The 19105-nt window shown below is 73.2% G+C and carries 17 protein-coding genes and 1 riboswitch; of the genes, 8 read left to right on the plus strand and 9 right to left on the minus strand.

The annotated features are described in order from the left end of the window. Positions 1 to 48: 48 nt before the first annotated feature. Positions 49 to 651 carry a LysE family transporter gene (locus tag AB0G50_RS10485; RefSeq protein ID WP_360104917.1) on the minus strand — a complete coding sequence of 201 codons (603 nt, stop codon included), beginning with the start codon at positions 649 to 651 and terminating at the stop codon, positions 49 to 51. An 18-nt stretch (positions 652 to 669) separates the two neighbouring features. Between AB0G50_RS10485 and AB0G50_RS10490 the strand changes: the two genes are divergently transcribed. The 3 genes from AB0G50_RS10490 to AB0G50_RS10500 all read left to right on the plus strand — a co-directional run bounded on the left by AB0G50_RS10490 (position 670) and on the right by AB0G50_RS10500 (position 2540). Beyond that, positions 670 to 1335 carry a (2Fe-2S)-binding protein gene (locus AB0G50_RS10490; protein WP_360104920.1) on the plus strand — a complete coding sequence of 222 codons (666 nt, stop codon included), beginning with the start codon at positions 670 to 672 and terminating at the stop codon, positions 1333 to 1335. Between the two features lie 34 nt (positions 1336 to 1369). Then, positions 1370 to 1561, plus strand: a riboswitch (cobalamin riboswitch). Between the two features lie 30 nt (positions 1562 to 1591). Further along, positions 1592 to 1777 carry a CbtB-domain containing protein gene (locus tag AB0G50_RS10495; protein WP_360104923.1) on the plus strand — a complete coding sequence of 62 codons (186 nt, stop codon included), beginning with the start codon at positions 1592 to 1594 and terminating at the stop codon, positions 1775 to 1777. A gap of 13 nt (positions 1778 to 1790) precedes the next feature. Next, entirely contained in the window at positions 1791 to 2540 is a 750-nt protein-coding gene (locus AB0G50_RS10500; protein ID WP_360104926.1) for a CbtA family protein, read from the plus strand. Here the strand turns inward: AB0G50_RS10500 and AB0G50_RS10505 are convergent. Further along, on the minus strand, positions 2529 to 3191 hold the full coding sequence (locus AB0G50_RS10505) for an HAD family phosphatase (RefSeq protein ID WP_360104929.1): 663 nt from the start codon (positions 3189 to 3191) through the stop codon (positions 2529 to 2531). The two genes, AB0G50_RS10500 and AB0G50_RS10505, sit on opposite strands and share 12 nt — an antisense overlap. 234 nt (positions 3192 to 3425) lie before the next feature. Between AB0G50_RS10505 and AB0G50_RS10510 the strand changes: the two genes are divergently transcribed. From AB0G50_RS10510 to AB0G50_RS10520, 3 genes are all read left to right on the plus strand, one after another. After that, a complete protein-coding gene (locus tag AB0G50_RS10510; RefSeq protein WP_360104932.1) occupies positions 3426 to 4322 on the plus strand; it encodes a PAC2 family protein in 897 nt (298 codons plus the stop codon). 338 nt (positions 4323 to 4660) lie between these two features. After that, entirely contained in the window at positions 4661 to 5821 is a 1161-nt protein-coding gene (locus AB0G50_RS10515) for an MFS transporter (RefSeq protein ID WP_360104935.1), read from the plus strand. A 206-nt stretch (positions 5822 to 6027) separates the two neighbouring features. Next, complete coding sequence (locus AB0G50_RS10520; RefSeq protein WP_360104938.1) at positions 6028 to 7221, plus strand: GAF domain-containing sensor histidine kinase; 1194 nt, start codon at positions 6028 to 6030, stop codon at positions 7219 to 7221. Here AB0G50_RS10520 and AB0G50_RS10525 read toward each other — a convergent pair. From AB0G50_RS10525 to AB0G50_RS10540, 4 genes are read right to left on the minus strand one after another with little or no spacing between them, the layout of a single operon-like run. Beyond that, on the minus strand, positions 7175 to 8365 hold the full coding sequence (locus AB0G50_RS10525; protein WP_360104941.1) for an MFS transporter: 1191 nt from the start codon (positions 8363 to 8365) through the stop codon (positions 7175 to 7177). The genes AB0G50_RS10520 and AB0G50_RS10525 overlap by 47 nt on opposite strands. After that, on the minus strand, positions 8362 to 8919 hold the full coding sequence (locus tag AB0G50_RS10530; RefSeq protein ID WP_360104944.1) for a helix-turn-helix domain-containing protein: 558 nt from the start codon (positions 8917 to 8919) through the stop codon (positions 8362 to 8364). Before AB0G50_RS10530 ends, AB0G50_RS10525 begins: the two co-directional genes overlap by 4 nt. Positions 8920 to 8963: 44 nt before the next feature. Further along, positions 8964 to 10562 (minus strand): ABC transporter permease, encoded by a 1599-nt coding sequence (locus tag AB0G50_RS10535; RefSeq protein ID WP_360104947.1) that lies wholly within the window; start codon positions 10560 to 10562, stop codon positions 8964 to 8966. Then, complete coding sequence (locus AB0G50_RS10540; RefSeq protein ID WP_360104950.1) at positions 10559 to 11458, minus strand: ABC transporter ATP-binding protein; 900 nt, start codon at positions 11456 to 11458, stop codon at positions 10559 to 10561. Before AB0G50_RS10540 ends, AB0G50_RS10535 begins: the two co-directional genes overlap by 4 nt. A gap of 102 nt (positions 11459 to 11560) precedes the next feature. Between AB0G50_RS10540 and AB0G50_RS10545 the strand changes: the two genes are divergently transcribed. After that, positions 11561 to 12040: a MarR family transcriptional regulator gene (locus tag AB0G50_RS10545; protein ID WP_360104953.1), complete on the plus strand. Its 480-nt coding sequence runs from the start codon at positions 11561 to 11563 to the stop codon at positions 12038 to 12040. A 194-nt stretch (positions 12041 to 12234) separates the two neighbouring features. After that, on the plus strand, positions 12235 to 14040 hold the full coding sequence (locus tag AB0G50_RS10550; RefSeq protein ID WP_360104956.1) for a S8 family serine peptidase: 1806 nt from the start codon (positions 12235 to 12237) through the stop codon (positions 14038 to 14040). A gap of 42 nt (positions 14041 to 14082) precedes the next feature. Here AB0G50_RS10550 and mshC read toward each other — a convergent pair whose 3' ends face one another. The 3 genes from mshC to AB0G50_RS10565 form a co-directional block, all read right to left on the minus strand. After that, positions 14083 to 15321 (minus strand): cysteine--1-D-myo-inosityl 2-amino-2-deoxy-alpha-D-glucopyranoside ligase, encoded by a 1239-nt coding sequence (gene mshC, locus AB0G50_RS10555; RefSeq protein ID WP_360104958.1) that lies wholly within the window; start codon positions 15319 to 15321, stop codon positions 14083 to 14085. 186 nt (positions 15322 to 15507) lie between these two features. Then, positions 15508 to 17439, minus strand: a complete 1932-nt coding sequence (locus tag AB0G50_RS10560) for a VWA domain-containing protein (protein ID WP_360104961.1) — start codon at positions 17437 to 17439, stop codon at positions 15508 to 15510. Further along, complete coding sequence (locus AB0G50_RS10565) at positions 17436 to 18821, minus strand: sigma 54-interacting transcriptional regulator (protein ID WP_360104963.1); 1386 nt, start codon at positions 18819 to 18821, stop codon at positions 17436 to 17438. The genes AB0G50_RS10560 and AB0G50_RS10565 overlap by 4 nt, the downstream gene beginning before the upstream one ends. Between the last annotated feature and the right edge of the window lie 284 nt (positions 18822 to 19105).

Genomic DNA, 19105 nt, shown 5'->3' on the forward strand with positions numbered 1-19105 from the left:
GAGGTTCGTCTTCGGGGTTCGGCTTGTTCGGCTTCGGGTGGGCGTGGGTCAGGTGCCGTAGGTGGCGAACTCGAGGCCCAGGGCCGCGCCGGCGAGGATCAGGAGTGCGCCGGCGGCGGTCAGAGTGCGGCGGTAGGTCGGGTCGCTCAGTCGGCGGCGGGCTCGGGAGACCAGGGCGGCGACGATGACCTTGCCGCCGACGAGGGTCAGGTAGAAGCCGAGCAGGAGGGCGATTCCGGACGCGGGCGACTGGCGCCAGGTGGTGACGGTCAGCGGGCCGAGGGCCGTTGCCCACGCCACCCACGGGTGCGGGTTGAGGATGTTGATCAAGGCCGCGCGGTGGAGGGGGATGCGGGGCGCGTCGCCGGACAACGTGGCGGTGCGGGCTTCGCGGATGGTCTGCACGCCGCTCCACACCACGAACACCGCGCCGACGACGCCGATGACGGCCAGGGCTCGGGCCGGGAGTCGGTCCAGCACGAGGAGGGTGATCGCGACCACCACCGAGTCCGACAGCAGCGGGGCGCAGGCGGCCAGGGCGCCGGCGCGCCAGCCCGAGCGCAGGGCCGAGGTCACGACCAGGACCAACAGGGGGCCGGGGCTGATGCTCGCGGCCAACCCGAGGGCCAGCCCCAACCCCAGGGCGTTCACGACGGGCAGACTAGTCGGGTGTCCGACTACGCCCGCGTGCTGGCCGCGCTCCGCCGCGTCCGGGGTTTGAGCCCGTTCTTCGCCCTCGACGTCGGTCGGCCGGACGACGGGTGGCGGGCCGGAACCGAACTGCTCGACGGGCCGGCGCTCGGGGAGACCGTCGGGCGGATCGGCGAGCGGTACCGGGCCGGTGAGGCACGGGTGGCGGCGTCGTTGTTCTTCCTCGGGTACTCGGCGCGGTTGACGTGTCCGGTGGTCGCGGCGCACGCGGTGGGCGAGGCGGTGCCGGACATCCGGCCGGACAACGTGTGGTGGCACTACGGGCCGGAGGGGTTCCGGGTCAGGTTGCGGGAACCGGTGGGTGGGACGGCGACCGTCGCCGAGTCGTTGGCGCCGGTCGTGGCCGCGCTGCGGCGGGTCGTCCCGGTGGCCGAGGGACTGCTGTGGGGCAACGCCGCGTCGTCCATGGCGGGTGCGCTGCGCACGGTCGCGCGCAGCGGTGAGCGGACCGCCGAGGAGTGCGTGGACCTGGGCGAACGGCTGTTGGGCGAGCACCCGTTCGCCGGGTCCGGCGAGTTCGTGCCGTTCCCCGGCGAGGTGGCGTTCCGGCGGCGCAGTTGCTGCCTCTACTACCGCCTCGACGGCGGTGGCACGTGCGGGGACTGCCCGCTTCCGCCGAGGTGAGGTGCGTGACAACTCGTCCGGCCGGTTGTGCGCAGTGGTCCGGGAGATCTACGGTCACCTGCGCCGCAGTGGACGGGAAGCCGGTGTGAATCCGGCGCGGTCCTCGCCACTGTGACCGGGGAGCCGACCCGCCGAGAACGTCACTGGCCGCACGGTGCGGCTGGGAAGACGCGGGCACGGCGTCGATCCGGGAGTCAGGAGACCGGCTGCGGCACGTGTTGTTGTTGACCTTCCACGAGGTATGGAGGAGGCCGTCATGACGAGCCCCGCACTCCCCTTGACCGTTCCCATCCCGAAATGGGCCTACGCGGTGGCGCTCGTCGCGCTGTTCGTCGCGTGGGTCGTCCTCCAGGAGAACGGGATCGCGCTCGGCCAAGCGGCCGAGACCGTCCACGAGTTCTTCCACGACGGGCGCCACGCGCTCGGCGTCCCCTGCCACTAGGGGCTGGGACGCCTTGAGCACTTACAAGAGCTTCCTGCTGCGCGGAATCGCGGCGGGAGGCGTTGCCGGCCTGCTCGCCGGACTCGTCGGTCTGATCGTCGTCGAGGTTCCGATCAAGGCCGCGCTCGCCATCGAGGAGGCGCGCGCGGCGACGGAACCCGCCGAAGAGGCAGGTCACGAGCACGCCGAGATGTTCGGCCGCGGCACCCAGCTGCTCGGTGGCGTGCTCGCCGCCGTGGTCGTCGGCCTGGCCGTCGGCGCGCTGTTCGCGACCGCCTACGCGGGGTCGCGACGCTGGTTCGTCAACCGCACCCCGTTCAGCCGCAGCGTCACCCTGGCGCTGGCCGTGTACGGGGCGGCGGCCGTGCTGCCCGCGATCAAGTACCCGGCGAACCCGCCCGCGGTGGGCAACCCGGACACCGTGGACTACCGCACGGTGCTCTACCTGGGCGTGATCGCGGCCGGTCTGCTGCTGGTGTTCGCGGCGAGCTTCCTCGCCTCGAGGCTGGCACACCTGCCGCAGCCGATCTCGTCCACGATCGTCACGGTGGCCGTGGTGATCGGCGTGGTCCTGATCCTGGTGCTGTTCCCGGCGCCGCCGGATCCGGTGCCCGCCGACATGCCGAGCGACGTGCTGTGGGACTTCCGCGTCGCGTCGCTGTTCGAGACCGCCGCGCTGTGGCTCGGACTCGGCGTGGTGTTCGGCCTCCTGATCGACCCCGCGACGAGGAACGCGCAGGTCAAGCAGGTGTCAACGGTCTAGCAGCCCGGCGAGCGTCGCGCGGTCGACCCCTTCGAGGGTTTCCCGGAACACGCGGCGCTCGCCTTCGGGCACCGGCACGTCGCACGGCACCACGAGCACCGTGCAGCCTGCCGCGACGGCCGAGCGCACGCCGGTGGGCGAGTCCTCCACGGCGACGCAGCGCGTCGGGTCGACGCCCAGCGACCGGGCCGCCCTGAGGTACGGCTCGGGCAGCGGCTTGTTCAGCCCGTCCACCTCGTCGCCGCACACGGTGATGTCGAACAGGTGACGCCCGATCGTGTCCAGGGCGACCTCGGTCAGCCCGCGCTCGGTGGAGGTGACCAGCGCCATCGGGATCCCGGAGTCGCGGACCGCGCGCAACGCCTCGGGGGCGCCCGGCCGCCACGGCAGCCCGGCGCGGAACACCTCCTCGGTGCGGCGCTTGATCCACTCCCCGCCGTCGCGCAGGTCCGCGTCGGTCGGTTCCACGCCGACCTCGGCGAACAGCAGGGTCATGGTCGTCAGCGTGTTGGAGCCGACCATGGCCTGCCTGGTGGCGTGCGACAACGTGCCGCCGAGCTTCTCGGTGAACTCCCGCAGCGGGATGTCCCAGAGCTTCTCCGAGTCCAGCAACGTGCCGTCCATGTCCCACAGCACGGCTTCGAGGCCCACCGCGTCCCCTCCCGATCCGGACGATTCCGCGCGATCGGGCACCAGTCTCCCCTGATCGATCCCGAACCCGGGCACGCGGGCGGCGAAGAACACATCCGCCGAGGGTGAAAACGATGATCGACCGGAAGGTTCGCGCAGTTCGCGGCGGGTGTACCCGGCCCGGCCCCGAGACACGCGCCGACGCGCGCCACGCCTACGGCGTCGGGGGCGCGCCGAGGGTCGTAGTCTGACGCCGTGACCGATCCGGACCAGGCCGCCCAGACACCCTTCGACCCCGCGAAACCGCTCACCAACCCGATCATGGTGGCGGCGTTCGAGGGTTGGAACGATGCGGGCGACGCAGCCAGCACGGCGATCGAGCACCTACAACTCACCTGGGACGCCACGCCGCTGGCCGAGATCGACCCCGACGACTACTACGACTTCCAGGTGACGAGACCGACGGTCCGCATGGTGGACGGAATCACCCGGCGGGTGGAGTTCCCGACCACCCGGCTGTCGGTGTGCCGCCCGCCGGGCTCGTCGACCGACGTCGTGCTGGTGCACGGGATCGAACCGAACATGCGGTGGCGGAAGTTCGCGGCCGAGTTGCTGGAGCACATCGACAACCTGGGCGTCACCACCGTCGTGACCCTGGGCGCGCTGCTGATGGACACCCCGCACACCCGGCCCGTGCCGGTGACCGGCACCGCCTACGACGCGGCGGCGGCCGCGAAGTTCGGGCTGGAGCGGTCCCGCTACGAGGGTCCGACGGGCATCGTGGGCGTGTTCCAGGACCTGTGCGTGCAGGCGGGTGTGCCGGCCATCTCGTTCTGGGCCGCGGTGCCGCACTACGTGTCGCAGCCGCCGTCGCCGAAGGCCACCCTCGCGCTGCTGCACCGCGTGGAGGAGGTGCTCGACGTCGAGGTGCCGCTGGGCGCGCTGCCGGAGCAGGCCGAGGAGTGGGAGCGCACGGTCAGCGAGATGGCTGACGAGGACGAGGACGTGCGCAACTACGTCCGGGCGCTGGAGGAGCGCGGCGACGCGGAGATCGAGATCACCGAGGCCAGCGGCGACGCCATAGCGGCCGAGTTCGAGCGCTACCTGCGCCGCCGCGGCCGGGGACCGGGCCGGGGTCCGACGGGCCTGTAGGCGGCCGCGGCGCGCGTCACACCACCGGATCACGCCGCCGGGGTACCGGAACGCGCCGCGCGCGGGTTCCTCCCGACGGAGGACGACCCGGCGAACCCGGACCACGCGCGCGGGTCCCGGCCTCCGGGGTCCGACCGGCCGCAGGGTCCTCACAGGGGCTCGACGGCGCGCGGGTCCGGCGGGGAAAGCCCCGATCGCACGAGGTCCGGACGGAGAGGCCCGCACGCGCGGAGTCCGGCGGAGCGACTCGGGGCCTGGACGGAGGACCCGGCGGCAGGACACGTGGTCCGGGCAAGGGGACCCGGCAGGGGCGTGGTCCGGACGGAGGTCTCGCGAAGATGTCGGTGGCACGGGGGACGATCGAACCGGGGGCCGGAGGCCACCCCCGACGTCGGATCGCCGTCGCGGCGCTGTACGCGGGTGGCTTCCTCGGGCCGTTCGGCGGCGCGGTCACGTCGTCGGTGCTGCCCGAGATCGGCGGGGACTTCCGGGTGTCGGCCGGGGTGGCCGCCGGATCGTTGACCGCCTACCTGCTGCCGTTCGCGGCGCTCATGGTGGTGTCGGGGGCGTTGGGCGCGCGCTGGGGCGCCCGGCGGACGGTGCTGGTGGCGTACGTGGTGTACGCGCTGGCGTCGGTGCTGTGCGTGGTCGCGTGGACGTTCCCGGTCCTGCTCGCCGGTAGGGCGCTCCAGGGCGCGGCGAACTCGTTCACCACTCCCCTGCTGCTGGCGACCATCGCGGCGGTGACGCCGGCCGAGCGGTTGGGGCGCAGCCTCGGGTTGTTCGCGTCCATGCAGGCGGCCGGGCAGACGACGGCGCCGCTGGTCGGCGGGCTGGCGGCCGAGGTGTCGTGGCGGTGGGCGTTCGCGGGAGCGGCCGTGGTGGCGGTGGGGCTCGCGGTCGGCGGGCTGCCCGCCGACCCGCCGCGCGAACAGCGACCGGGACTGCGGAGCGCGTGGACGTGGCGCACGCTGCGGTTGGCCGGCACCGGGATGGTGGTGTGGGGTTGTCTCGGCGGGTTGTCCTACCTGGTGGCGCTGCGGCTGGGTGACGACTTCGGCCTCACGTCCGGCGAACGCGGGCTGCTGCTGACCGGGTTCGGGGTGGCGGGCATCGCGACCGCGCGGCTCACCGGCTGGTTCGTCGACCACGTCGGTCCGCGCCGGTCGGCCCGGGTCGGCGCGGTGGTGGGCGCGGTGGTGGTGGCGCTGGTGGGCGTGCTGCCGAACCTGGTCGCGGTCGGCGTGCTGTGGGCGGCGGCGGGCGCGTTGTCGCAGGCCGTGGTGGTCGGGTTGAACGCGATCGCGTTGCGCGGCGACACCCCGGGCGGCTCGGTGTCGGTGGTGCAGGCGCTGCGGTTCCTGGGCGCGGCGGTCTCACCGCTCGCGTTCGTGCCGCTCTACCACCTGGACGCGACGGCGGCGTTCCTCGCGCCGGCGGTGGCCACGGCCGTCACCGCGGCGGTGCTGCTCACCCGAAGAGGCCTGCCGACCGGGTGAGGGTCGCCTCCATCGCCCGTCGGGGGTGCCGTCACGCGATGAGCCGGTCCTCGTACTGCACCACGGTGTTCTCGATCCTTGTCGCGAACCCCGTGCGCCGGACGGGGGCGGTTCGGGTGACCGACACGCGTGCGGCGAGCGCAGAGGTTCACTCGAAGCGGTGAAGGCGAACGCTTCCGGGCGTCGACCTGCCGATACTCCCGAGGATGAGCGACGAGTCCTGGAACGCCGAGCCGCACCGCCTCGCCGCGCTGCGCGCGCTGCGGTTGCTCGACACCCCGCGCGAGGAGCGCTTCGACCGGATCACCCGGTTGGCGTGCGACGTGCTGGAGGCGCCGATCGCGCTGGTCACCCTGGTGGACGAGGACCGGCAGTGGTTCAAGTCGTGCGTCGGGCTGACCGCGACCGAAACGCCGCGCAGCGTCTCGGTGTGCTCGTTCGCGATCCGCCAGGACGACGTGTTCGAGGTGCCCGACCTGGCCGCGGACACCCGGTTCCGGGAGTTCCCGGCGGTGCGCGACGAGCGGTTGCGGTTCTACGCGGGTCAGCCGATCAGCGCGCCGTCGGGGCAGCACATCGGCACCCTGTGCGTCATCGACCGCCGGCCGCGCGAGCTGGACGAGCGGCAGCGGCGGTGGTTGGCCGACCTCGGCGCGTGGGTCGAGTTGGAGTGCGCGGTCGTGCAGGCGGCGCTCGCGGCACGGGACGTGGAGCAGGCCAAGCACGACTTCGTCGCCCTGGTCAGCCACGAGCTGCGGACGCCGCTGACCTCGGTGCACGGGTCGCTGGAGCTGTTGGCGACGGGCCGGTTCGGCGCGCTGGAGGAGCAGGCCGAGAAGCTGGTGTCGATCGCGGTGCACAACACCGACCGGCTGGTGCGGTTGGCGAACGACGTGCTGGACCTGTCGAAGGTGCAGAGCGGTCGGCTGCTGCTGTGCCCGACGCCGGTGGAGCTGGACCTGGTGGTGCGCGACGCGGTGGACGCGGTCGAGGGCACGGCCGGGTTGAGCGACGTGCCGCTGGTCGCCCGGTGCGATCCGACGCGGGTGCGGGGTGACGCCGACCGGTTGGTGCAGGTGGTGACGAACCTGCTGGCCAACGCGGTGAAGGTGTCCGGCCCGGGCTCGCCGGTGGAGGTGCGGTGCGGGGTGCGCGGCGCGATGGCGTGGGTGGACGTGGAGGACCACGGCGGTGGCGTGCCCGCCGATCAGGTGGACCGGATCTTCGAGCCGTTCGTGCAGCTGGGCCCGGGTGGCGCGGGGCTCGGGTTGGCCATCACGCGGGGCATCGTGGAGGCGCACGGCGGCGCGGTGGCGGTCAGCTCCCGGCCGGGCGAGGGCAGCACGTTCACCGTCACGCTGCCGGTCGCCGGACCCGCGGTCGACCGACCGTGGTGGTGAGCGCGAGGACGCCGGCGGCCAGGATCACCGCCGCCTGGCCGTCGAGCAGCGCGGACAGTCCGACCACCGGCGTGAGCACGCCCGCCAGGGTCATGCCGAGTGCCTGACCGCCGTCGAACAGGCTCAGGAACGTGGCCGACACCCGGCCTCGGGTGTCGTCCTCGGTGTGCAGTTGGAGGATCGACGCCAGGCCCGCGCCCGCCATCACGCCCGGCGCGCCGACCAGTGCGAACGCGCCGAGGAAGAAGGCGAACCCGGTGGTGGGCGCGTTCCAGATGACGCCGGACACCAGTGCGAGCGCCACCACCGCCCAGCCGAACACCGCGCCGGGTTCCCACCGGCGGACCAGTGCGCCCACCAGCAGCCCGCCGACGAGACCACCGACCGCCTGCACCCCGCGCAGCAGCCCGACCTCGGCCGCGTCCCCGCCGAGCCGTTCGGCGACGAACACCACGAACAGCACCACGAACATGCCCTGCCCGATCGCCATGCCGCCGACCACGCCGACCATCGGGCGCAGCGGACCCCGGATCGCGCGCACGCCGTCCAGCCAGGCCCGCCACGGCGTCGGTCCGGGGTCGCGCGGCTCGTCCCGGGTGCCGACGAACGCCAGCAGCAGCGCGGCGACCAGGAACGACGCGACGTCGGCGACGACCACGCCGGTCAAGCCGGTCCAGCCCGGCACGAGGCCGCCCAGCGACGCGCCGACGAGCCGGGCGAGGGTGCCGCCCACCCCGACCAGGCCGTTGGCGGCGGTGATCTCGGACCGCGGCACGAGGGTCGGCAGCAGCGCGTTCTCGGCCGGTTCGAAGAGCGCGGCGAGGGCGGCGTGCACCGCGGTGACCACGTTGAGCACCACGAGGTCGCCGGTCAGCAGGGGAAGCAGGGTGGCCGCCTGCGCGAGGCTCACCACGATCATCAGCGCGCGACGGTCGTACCGGTCGGCGAGCACGCCCGCGAGCGGGGACAGCGCGAGGCCGGGCAGCAGCGCCACCACGAACGTGGTCGCGGTGGCGGCCGGCGAGCCGGTGCGCTGGTAGACGTACACGGGCAGCGCGACGAGCAGCGCCCAGTCGCCCAGCTCGGAGACGAACCCGGCGAGCCACAGCCGGCGGAACGGTGCGTGCCGCAGCGGGCCGGTCACCGGGGGAACGCCCGGATGCCGATGTGCGCGGGCACGGCGCCCTCGGGCACGTCCGCGCGCAGCGGCACCAGGTAGGGGCGCAGGATGTCGTCGATCATGCCGAGCAGGCCGGTGAGCTCCTCGGCGGTGACGTTGACCGTGTAGCCGTGCATGCCCGCCGCCTCGACCCACTCGTCGGGCAGCGCGTGCCGGCGGTCGAGGAAGCGCTGGGCGAGCCGGTTTTCCTCGTTGAGCCCCAGCACGGCGAGGGCGTCCTGCTGGGCGCGCACGGCGGGGTCGTCGTCAAAGGAGCCGATCTCGTAGCCGATGTCGGTGGCGCGCCACGGCCGGTCCCGACCGCCGGTGCCCTCGACCCGCGCCACGAACCCGAACCGGGCGAGTTGGCGCAGGTGCCAGCTCAGGTTGGACGCCGTGGAGCCGACGGCCTCGGCGCACTCGCTGGCGGTTCGCGGCCCGACCGCGATCAGGTGGTTGAGCAGGGACACGCGCAGCGGGTGCGCCAACGCCTTGAGCGCTTCGGCGTCGGTGATCCGTCGGGGCTGGGGAAGGTCCACAGCCCCGACGGTACATCTGAAAGCATTCTTTCGAAAGTTCTCTTTCAGCCGAGGTCGCGCCGGCGGAACCCGACGAACCCGGCCACCCCCAACGCCAGGGCCACCGCGGTCAGCAGCACCAGCGGGGTGGCGGTGAGGTCCGCTCCGGGCACCTTGGGGATGTGCGTGAACGGCGACAGGTCGAGCGCCCACCGGTCCAACCCGAGCACCGGGCCCAGCTGGCCGAGCACCAGGAACATCACCAGGAACGCCCAGCTCACCGCCGTCACCCGGGGGAACAGCCCGAACAGCGCGAGCGCGATGCCCGCGACCACCCAGGCGGCGGGCAACTGCGCCAGCGCCGCGCCGACGAGCCGGGGCACCTGGCCCGCGTCACCGGTTTGCAGGCCGTGCACGAGGCCCGCGCCCAGCCCGGCGGCGGCCAGCACGACCGCGGTGCCGACGACGGCGAACACCGCGTGGCTCGCGAGCCAGCGCGTCCGCGTCACGGGCGTGGCCAGCACCGGCTCGACGCGCAGGTCGGTCTCCTCCGAGCGCGCCTTGAGCAGGGCCGTGACCACGTAGATCGAGCTGAACAGGCCGATGATCCCCAGGATCGAGGCGAGGTAGACGTCCACCAGCTTCCCCGCGCCGCCCATCGCGGTGATGATCTTCGCCAGCGACGCGTTCGAGCCCAGCATGTCCTCGACGCCCCGCGCGACCGCGCCGTACACCGCGCCCAGCACGAACATCGCGACCGTCCAGCCCACGACCATGCCCCGCTGCAACCGCCAGGCCAGGCCGAACGCGCCGGCCAGCGATCCGGACGCACGCGCCGGCCCGAGCCGGGTGGCCAGCAGGCCGGCGCCGATGTCGCGCCGGGTCGCGAGCACCGCACCCGAGGCCACCAGCAGCGCCGTCAGCGCCACCGGGAGCAGCAGCACCCACCAGCGGTCGCCCGCGAACGGCCGGCCCTGCTCGAACCAGCCGAGCGGCGACAACCAGGTCAGCCACTGCGGACCGCGGTCGCCCGCCGCGTCACCGACCGCGCGCAGCAGGTAGGCGAGCCCGAGCACGCCGCCGGAGAGCGAGTTGGCCGTGCGGGAGCTCTCGGACAGCTGGGCGGTCACCGCGCCGACGCCCGCGAACACCCAGCCCACGCCGGTGAACCCGAGGCCGAACGCGAACGCGCCCGCCGCCTGCTGGTCCAGCCCGATCAACCCGCCCGCGACCGCGAGGCCGATCACCACGTCGGCCGCGAGCACCACCAGCACGGCGGCGGCGAGGGACGCGTGCCGGCCGACCACGGCGGAGCCGACCAGTTCGAGCCGACCGGCCTCCTCCTCCGCGCGGGTGTGCCTGACCACCAGGAACATGCTCATCAGGCCGATGAGCAGCGCGCCGAACACGCCCCAACGCCACGCCAGCACGCCGCCGATGGTCGACGGGTCGTGGAGCGGCCCGAGCATGGCCAGGAACGCCGGGTTGCCGTCGGCCGTGGCGGTCAGCTCCCGCCGCGCCTCCACGGTGCCGTACAGCGTCTTCAGCCCCGAACCGGTGGACAGCGTGACGCCGACCAGCGCCACGAACCAGATCGGCAGCAGCAGGCGGTCGCGCCGCAGCGCCAGCCGGACCAGCGCGCCGGTGCCGGTCAGCGCGCTCATGACGACACCGTCGGCAGCTCGTCCTCGTAGTGGCGCAGGAACAGCTCCTCGAGCGTGGGCGGCTGACTGGTCAGCGTGCGCACGCCGGACTCGACCAGGCCGCGCAGCGCGCCGTCCAGGTGGTCGGTGTCGACCTCGAACCGCACCCGGTTGCCGTCGACCTTGAGGTCGTGCACGCCGGGCAGCGACGCGAGCCCGTTCGGCGGGCCGACGAGTTCGGCGGACACGCTGGTGCGAGTCAGGTGGCGCAGGTCGGCGAGCGTGCCGGTTTCCACCGCGCGGCCGTTGCGGATGATGCTGACGCGGTCGCACAGCGCCTCGACCTCGGCCAGGATGTGGCTCGACAGCAGCACGGTCCGCTCGCCGCGCAGCTCGTGCACGCACTCCTGGAACACCGCCTCCATCAACGGGTCCAGGCCCGAGGTCGGCTCGTCCAGGATGAGCAGCTCGACGTCGGAGGCGAGGGCGGCGACCAGGGCGACCTTCTGCCGGTTGCCCTTGGAGTAGGTGCGACCCTTCTTGCGCGGGTCCAGCTCGAAGCGCTCCAGCAGGTCCTTGCGCCGCGTCTCGTCCAGTCCCCCGCGCAGCCTGCCCAGCAGGTCGATCACCTCGCCGCCGGTGAGGTTGGGCCACAGGCTCACGTCGCCGGGCACGTAGGCGAGCCGGCGGTGCAGGGCGGCGGTGTCGCGCCACGGGTCGCCGCCGAGCAGCTCGGCGGTGCCGCCGTCGGCGCGGAGCAGACCCAGCAGAACCCGGATGGTGGTCGACTTGCCGGCGCCGTTGGGGCCGAGGAAGCCGTGCACCTCGCCGGTGCGGACGGTCAGGTCGAGACCGTCCAGCGCGCGCGTCGGGCCGAAATTCTTCACCAGGCCCGACACGGATATCGCATCAGTCATGGTTCGCAAACTACAGTGTCTTCACAAACTCGTGAAGTTAAGGAAGCGTATAAACTGCCACCCGATCGAAACCCCCGAAGGGATGATGCGGCGGTGACCCAGGTGGGCAAACGTGACGACCAGGCCGTGCAGCGGTTCATCGAGCGGTTCGCCGCCGCGTTCGTCGAGGCGGGCATGGCCCGCATGCCGGCCCGGGTGTTCGCCGGTCTCCTGGCCACCGACTCCGGCACGCTGACCGCCGCCGAACTCGCCGACCTGCTCCAGGTCTCCCCCGCCGCGATCTCCGGCGCGGTCCGCTACCTGACCCAGGTGAGCATGGTGAGCCGTGAACGCGAGGCGGGCTCACGTCGTGACGTGTACCGGGTGTACGACGACGTCTGGTACGAGGTCGTGTTCCGCCGCGAGCAGGCGCTGGCCCGCTGGGAAGCTCCGCTCCGCGAGGGCATGAATGCCCTCGGGGCCGACTCCGCCGCAGGTCGGCGCATCTCCGAAACGCTCGAGTTCTTCGAGTTCCTGCACCGCGAGATGCCCGCGATGCTGGACCGCTGGCGGGTCTACCGGGCCGAGCGCTTCGGCTCCTGATCGATCACGGGCGCAACGCTCCTACCGCACGATTACGACTAACGGGGCTGTTCGGACATCCGTTTTGTCCCGACGATGCAGGTGACCAGGTCGCAACACCGCGTTCGCGCGAACGTCTCCACCCCTGCGAGCCCGTACCGCCCGGCGCACCCGCCGACGCGGTCGGGCCACCCTGCCCGAGGGAGAACCCTGACATGGGAGACGCCCGAACCACCTCCAGACTGGCCGCGCTCGGTCTCGCCGCCGTGTCGGCCACCGCGCTGGCCTTCGGCACGGCCGGCACCGCGCACGCGGAGGCCGACGTGCTCGGGGCCGAACGCGCCGACGCCATCCCCGGCTCGTACGTGGTCGCGTTACGCGACTCGGCCTCGCCCCGCGCGCTGTCCGCGACGACCGCGGCCACGCTCGTCGCGAAGTACGGCGGCGAGGTCCGCCGGACCTGGCAGCACGCGCTGAACGGCTTCCACGCCTCGCTGTCGGCCACCCAGGCCCGCCGGCTCGCCGCGGACCCGCGCGTGCAGTTCGTGCAGGCCGACCTGCCGGTCACCATCGCCGGCACCCAGAACAACCCGCCGTCCTGGGGTGAGGACCGCGTCGACCAGCGCGACCTGCCGTTGGACTCCAAGTACAACTACGGCACCACGGCGTCCAACGTCCACGCCTACATCGTGGACACCGGCATCCGGACGACGCACCAGGACTTCGGCGGGCGCGCCACCTGGGGCACCAACACGGTGGACAGCAACAACACCGACTGCCACGGCCACGGCACGCACGTCTCGGGCACCGTCGGCGGCACGTCCTACGGCCTGGCCAAGGAGGTGAAGCTGGTCGCCGTCAAGGTGCTCAACTGCGCGGGCTCCGGCTCCACGTCCGCGGTCGTCAGCGGCGTCAACTGGGTCGCGCAGAACGCGATCAAGCCCGCCGTGGCGAACATGAGCCTCGGCGGCAGCGCGGACACCGCGACGGACACCGCCGTGCGCAACGCGATCGCGGCGGGTGTCACGTTCGCGGTCGCGTCGGGCAACTCCAACACGAACGCGTGCAGTTCCTCGCCCGCCCGGGTGACCGAGGCGATCACGGTGAACGCGTCGACCAACACCGACGCCCGCGCGTCGTTCTCCAACTACGGCACGTGCACCGACATCTTCGCGCCGGGGCAGAACATCGTGTCGTCCTGGAACACCAACGACACGGCCACCAACACCATCTCGGGCACCTCGATGGCCAGCCCGCACGTCGCGGGCGCGGTGGCGCTCTACCTCGCGGACAACCCCAGCGCGTCGCCGGCCGCGGTGGCCACCGCGCTGATCGGCGCGTCCACCCCGAACAAGATCACCAACCCGGGCACCGGCTCGCCGAACAAGCTGCTGTTCACCGGCGGCGTGGTGCCGGCGGGTCCGACGGCGACCAACCCGGGCAACCAGACCGGCACCGTCGGCACGCCGGCGAGCCTCCAGCTGGCGGCGACCGGCGGCACCACCCCGTACACCTGGGCGTTCACCGGTCTCCCGGCCGGGCTGAGCGGCAGCACGTCGGGCCTGGTGTCCGGCACGCCGACGACCGCGGGCACCTCCTCGGTCACCGCGACGGTCACCGACGCGGCGGCCAAGTCGTCCGCCGTCACGTTCTCGTGGGTGATCACCAAGCCGGACGGCGGCTGCTCGCCGGTCACCAACGACACCGACGTGGCGATCGGCGACAACTCCGACGTGGACAGCCAGATCACGCTGACCTGCGCCGGGAACGCCTCCGCCACCACCGCGGTGACCGTCGACATCGCGCACACCTACGTCGGCGACCTGATCGTCGACCTGGTGGCGCCCGACGGCACGGTCTACAACCTGCACAACCGGGCGGGCGGCAGCTCGGACGACCTCAAGAAGACCTACACCGTCGACGCCTCGTCCGAGGTCGCGGCGGGCACGTGGAAGCTCCGGGTCCGCGACCAGGCGCTCCTGGACACCGGAACGCTCAACAGCTGGACGTTGGGCGCGTGAGCGAGCGGGGCCGTCCCGGCGACCGGGGCGGCCCCTCCCGTCCTACAGCTCGACGCCCAACAGCGAGTCCACCGCCGCGCGGAACAGCGTCGGCGCGGACTGCTCGGTGCCACCGGTCGACAAGGCCTCGGCGGCCCACGCGTCCAGCGCGGCGAGCGCCGACGGCGTGTCCAGGTCGTCGCCCAGGTGGTCGCGCAGCCGGGCCACGGTCGCCTCGGCGGACTGCGCGGCCGGCAGTGCCGCAGCACGCCGCCAGGTCGCCAACCGCTGCTTCGCCCCCGCCAGCAGCTCGTCGGTGTACGCGCGGTCGGACCGGTAGTGCCCGGCGAACAGGGCGAGCCGGATCGCGCCCGGGTCCACCTTCTCCGCGCGCAGCTTGGACACGAAGACCAGGTTGCCGCGCGACTTCGACATCTTCTCGCCGTCGAGGCCGATCATGCCGCTGTGCACGTAGTGCCGGGCGAACGGGTGCTCGCCGGTCTGCGCCTCGGCGTGCGCCGCGCTGTACTCGTGGTGCGGGAAGATCAGGTCCGACCCGCCGCCCTGCACGTCGAAGCCGCTGCCCAGCCGGTTGAGCGCGATCGCGCTGCACTCGATGTGCCAGCCGGGACGACCCTCGCCGAGCTCCGAGGGCCACGAGGGCTCGCCCGGACGGGCCATCCGCCACAGCAGCGCGTCGAGCGGGTGCCGCTTGCCCGCGCGGTCCGGGTCGCCGCCGCGCTCGGCGAAGAAGCCGAGCATCGTCTCGGTCGAGTAGTTCGACTCGTAGCCGAACCGGCCCGTGGCGTCCTTGTCGAAGTACACGTCGGGGTACTCCGGGTCGTCCACCCGGTACGCGACGCCGGCCGCGATGAGCTTCGCGATCGACTCCACGATCTCCGGGATGGCCTCGACGGCGCCGATGAACTGGCGCGGCGGCAGCACGCGCAGCGCCACCATGTCCTCGCGGAACAGCGCCGTCTCGCGCATCGCCAGGACCACCCAGTCGTCCTGGTCGCGCGCGGCGCGCTCCAGCAGCGGGTCGTCCACATCGGTCACGTTCTGCACGTAGTGCACCTCGTGGCCGTTGTCCAGCCACACCCGGTGGACGAGGTCGAACGCGAGGTACGTCGCCGCGTGCCCGAGATGGGTGGCGTCATAGGGCGTGATGCCGCAGACGTACATCCCGGCCGTCGGCCCCGGCGCGGTCGGGCGGACCTCGCCGGTGGCGGTGTCGAACAGCCTCAGAGGACGGGGCTGACCCGCGACCCGCGGGACTGGGGTGGATGACCAGCTCTGCATGGCTCCGACGATAACTCGCCGGTTCAAGGATCCGTCCGCCCACCGGGATGACGAGGACCACCGCCCCGAACGGCGGAAAGCGGGAATAGCCGGGTCGGTCGGCACCCGCCGGTGCGCCCGGGAGGATTCGGCACGTGCTTCGGTCGGGTGACCGGAGCACGTGCCGGTCCGGTCGCGCGGTACCGGTCACCGCCTCCGGTTGCGCAGGTAGTCGCCCACCACCGCCGCGCCGAGCCCGTCCACGTCCGGCGCCACGACCCGGCCGCCGCTGCGCCGCGCCACCAGGTCCACGAAGCTCGCGAGCCGCGGGTCGTCGCCCAGCCGGAACACCGTCACCGACGCGCCGAGCCTGGCCAGCCCGTCCACCTCGGCGACCGTGCGCGCGACCGTCTCCGGCAGCGGCGGGTAGTGGAACTCGGCGGTGCCGTCCGGCTCCAGGTGCGCGGTCGGCTCGCCGTCGGTCACGACCAGCACCACCGGCTGCGCGTCCGGGTGCCGGCGCAGGTGCCTGCCCGCGAGCAGCAGCGCGTGGTGCAGGTTCGTGCCCTGCTCCCACACCCCGTCCAACGCGGTCAGGTGGCCGATGTCGACCGCCTCGGCGTGCCGGCCGAACGTGATCAGCTGGAGCGCGTCGGTGCGGAACCTCGTCCGGATCAGGTGGTGCAGCGCCAGCGCGGTGCGCTTCATCGGCACCCACCGGCCGTCCTGGACCATCGACCACGACGTGTCGACGCACAGCGCCACCGCCGCCCGGGACCGCTGCTCGGTTTCGCTGACCTCGACGTCGGCCACGTCCAGCGCCACCGGGCCGCCCGCGGACCGCAGCACCGCGTTGGTCACCGTCCGCGGCACGTTCCACGGCTCGGTGTCGCCGAACCGCCACGGTCGGGTGCTGCCGATCGGCTCACCCGCCGCGCCCGCGCGGTCGTTGTCCCGCGCGCCCTGCGCCCGGACGCTGTCGATCACCCCGCGCAGCGCGGTCTCGCCCAGTCGCCGCAACGCCTTCGGGGTCAGCCGCAGCGTGCCGTCGGGCGCCTTCTCCAGCAGGTTCTGCTCGCGCAGCTGCCGTTCCAGCTCGGCGAGCCGGCGCGCGTCGACGCCCGCCTCGCCGCCCAACTGGCGGATCAGCGCCTCCAAGTCGATGTCCTCGAGCCGCGCGCCGGGGTAGGACTGCGCGAGCTGCTCGGCCAGCGCGTCCAGCTCGGCCAGGTCCGCCATCGCCTGCGCGCCCTCGCCGAGCCCGAGCGGCTGGTTGCCGCGGAACCGGGCGCTGCCCGACCAGTCCTCGCCCGGCCGCAGCCCCTGCAACAGCCCGTCCAGAGTGGACAGCTGCGCGCCGATGCCCGAGTCGCCGAACGCCTGCCTGCTCAACGACGCCAGCTCCTGGCGCTGCTCCTCGGTCATCGAGTTCAGCATCCGCTGCGCGGCGGCGGACCGGGCGGCCAGCGCGTCGACCAGCTCGTCGGTGTCGCGCGGGTTCTCCGGGAAGAACTCGCCGTGCTCGCGCATGAACTCGCGGAACGCCTCCGCCGTGTCCTCGCCGCGGGCGTGGCGCGCCAGCAGGTCGGTCAGGTCGGACAGCATCCGGCGGATCCGCTCGACGTCGGCGCCGTCCACGTTCTCCATGGCCTGCTTCATGCCCTGGAACCGCTGGTCGAGCAACTCCTTGCCGAGCAGGTCCTCGATCCGGCGGTAGGACTCGCGGGCCTGCGCGGACCGCCAGTCGTAGTTCGCCAGCTCCCGCACGGCGCCCGCGGTGCCCTGCGGCAACGCGTCCAGCTGCGCCTCGCGGAACCGCGCCTCGTCGTCCGGGTCCGGGAACAGCTCGCGGCGCTCGGCCGCCAGCGCCTCCTCCAGCAGTCGGCGGATCTCCTGGAGCGACCCGTCGAGCCGGTGCCGGCGCTGGATCGCGGCCCGGCGCTGCCACAGCCGCGCGGTCAGGTCGTCCAGGCCGGTCGTGCCGGGCAGGCCGCGGCGCAGCAGCTCGCGCAGCGCGCTGTCCGGCGAGGCGCCCTCCATGACCTCCCGGCCGAGCTCGTCCATGGCCGCGCGCAGGTCGGTCGGCGGCGCGAGCGGGTCCGGGCCGTCGACGTAGCGGTCGTAGCGGTAACCGCTCATCCGTACACCGAGCGGTCGTCCTCGCCGTCCTTGGCCAACTGGCGGGTCAGGTACAGCGACTCCAGCGCGAACTCGACGGCGGAGGCGATGCGCCCCACCGGGTCGGTCGGTCCCGCGCCGACCCTGGCCGCGACCTCGTGCAGCACCGGCAGTTCCGGAAGCGCGGCCAGCAGGTCGCCCGCGTGCACCCGTTCGCCGGTGGCCACCGGGTGCCCGTCGGACACGACCTCGGCCAGCGACCGCAGGTTCAACCCGGCGAACGTGGACCGCGCGGTGTCCGCGATCGCCCGGCGCAGCAGGTGGGTCAGCACCTCCTGCTCGCGACCCTCCTCACCGGCCTCGAACTCCAGCTTGCCGCGCAGCACCTGCGGCACGCTCTCCAGGTCGACGGGTCGGGCGATGGCCGGGGTTTCCCCGACCAGCGCGCTGCGCCGCAACGCCGACGCGGCCACCGTCTCGGCCGCCGCCACCGCGAACCGGGCCGACACGCCCGAGCGCTGGTCGATCGACGAGGACTCGCGCAGGTGCCGGACGAACCGCGCCACGACCTCCAGCAGGTGGTCGCCCACCTCGGCGACCAGCTCGGCCTCCTGGCGGACCAGGTCGACCTCGGCCTGCACCTCCAGCGGGTAGTGGGTGCGGATCTCGGCGCCGAACCGGTCCTTGAGCGGGGTGATGATCCGGCCGCGGTTGGTGTAGTCCTCGGGGTTCGCGGTCGCGACGAGCAGCACGTCCAGCGGCAGCCGCAGCGTGTAGCCGCGGATCTGGATGTCGCGCTCCTCCATCACGTTGAGCAGCGACACCTGGATGCGCTCGGCCAGGTCGGGCAGCTCGTTGACGGCGATGATCCCGCGGTGCGACCGGGGCAGCAGGCCGTAGTGGATCGTCTCCGGGTCGCCGAGGCTGCGGCCCTGGGCGACCTTGACCGGGTCGACGTCGCCGACCAGGTCGCCGACGCTGGTGTCGGGGGTGGCGAGCTTCTCGGAGAACCGCTCGTCGCGGTGCCGCCACGCGACGGGCAGGTCGTCGCCGAGTTCCGCGGCGCGGCGCTTGGACTCGGGCGTGATGGGGTCGAGCGGGTGTTCGCCGAGTTCGGCGCCCGCGATGACGGGCGTCCACTCGTCCAGCAGGCCGACGAGGGTGCGCAGCAGGCGGGTTTTGCCCTGACCGCGTTCGCCGAGCAGCACCACGTCGTGGCCGGCCAGGATGGCGCGTTCGAGCTGGGGCAGCACGGTGCGGTCGAAACCGACGATGCCGGGCCACGGGTCGCGCTTCCCGCGGAGCGCGGCGAGCAGGTTGTCCCGCAGTTCGGCCTTGACGCTGCGCGGCGCGTGGCCGGCCGCGCGCAGTCCGCCCGCGGTGGTGGGGAGTCCAGAGGTCACCCTTCGACGCTACGCACGAATGCCGCGTCGGTCGACGTGGAGCGACTCCAGCCCGCACCACCGGGGCGGGCCGGGAACGAACCCGATCCGGGCGGAAAAAAATTCGATCGGGTGGTTTGGCCCCTGGCGGACCCGGGAATCACAGGGTCGGCGTGTTCGGGAATGGCGGCCCGGCGCGGTGGGTGACGGGCGGGCGGGGACATCGGGGTCCCCGCCCGCCCACCTCGTTCCGGGGTCCGATCCGGGGCGACCGACCGACGCGGGTGCGGGCCGACGGCACCCGG

Origin of the sequence: Actinosynnema sp. NPDC020468 (assembly GCF_040642015.1) — a bacterium.
Lineage (GTDB): Bacteria > Actinomycetota > Actinomycetes > Mycobacteriales > Pseudonocardiaceae > Actinosynnema.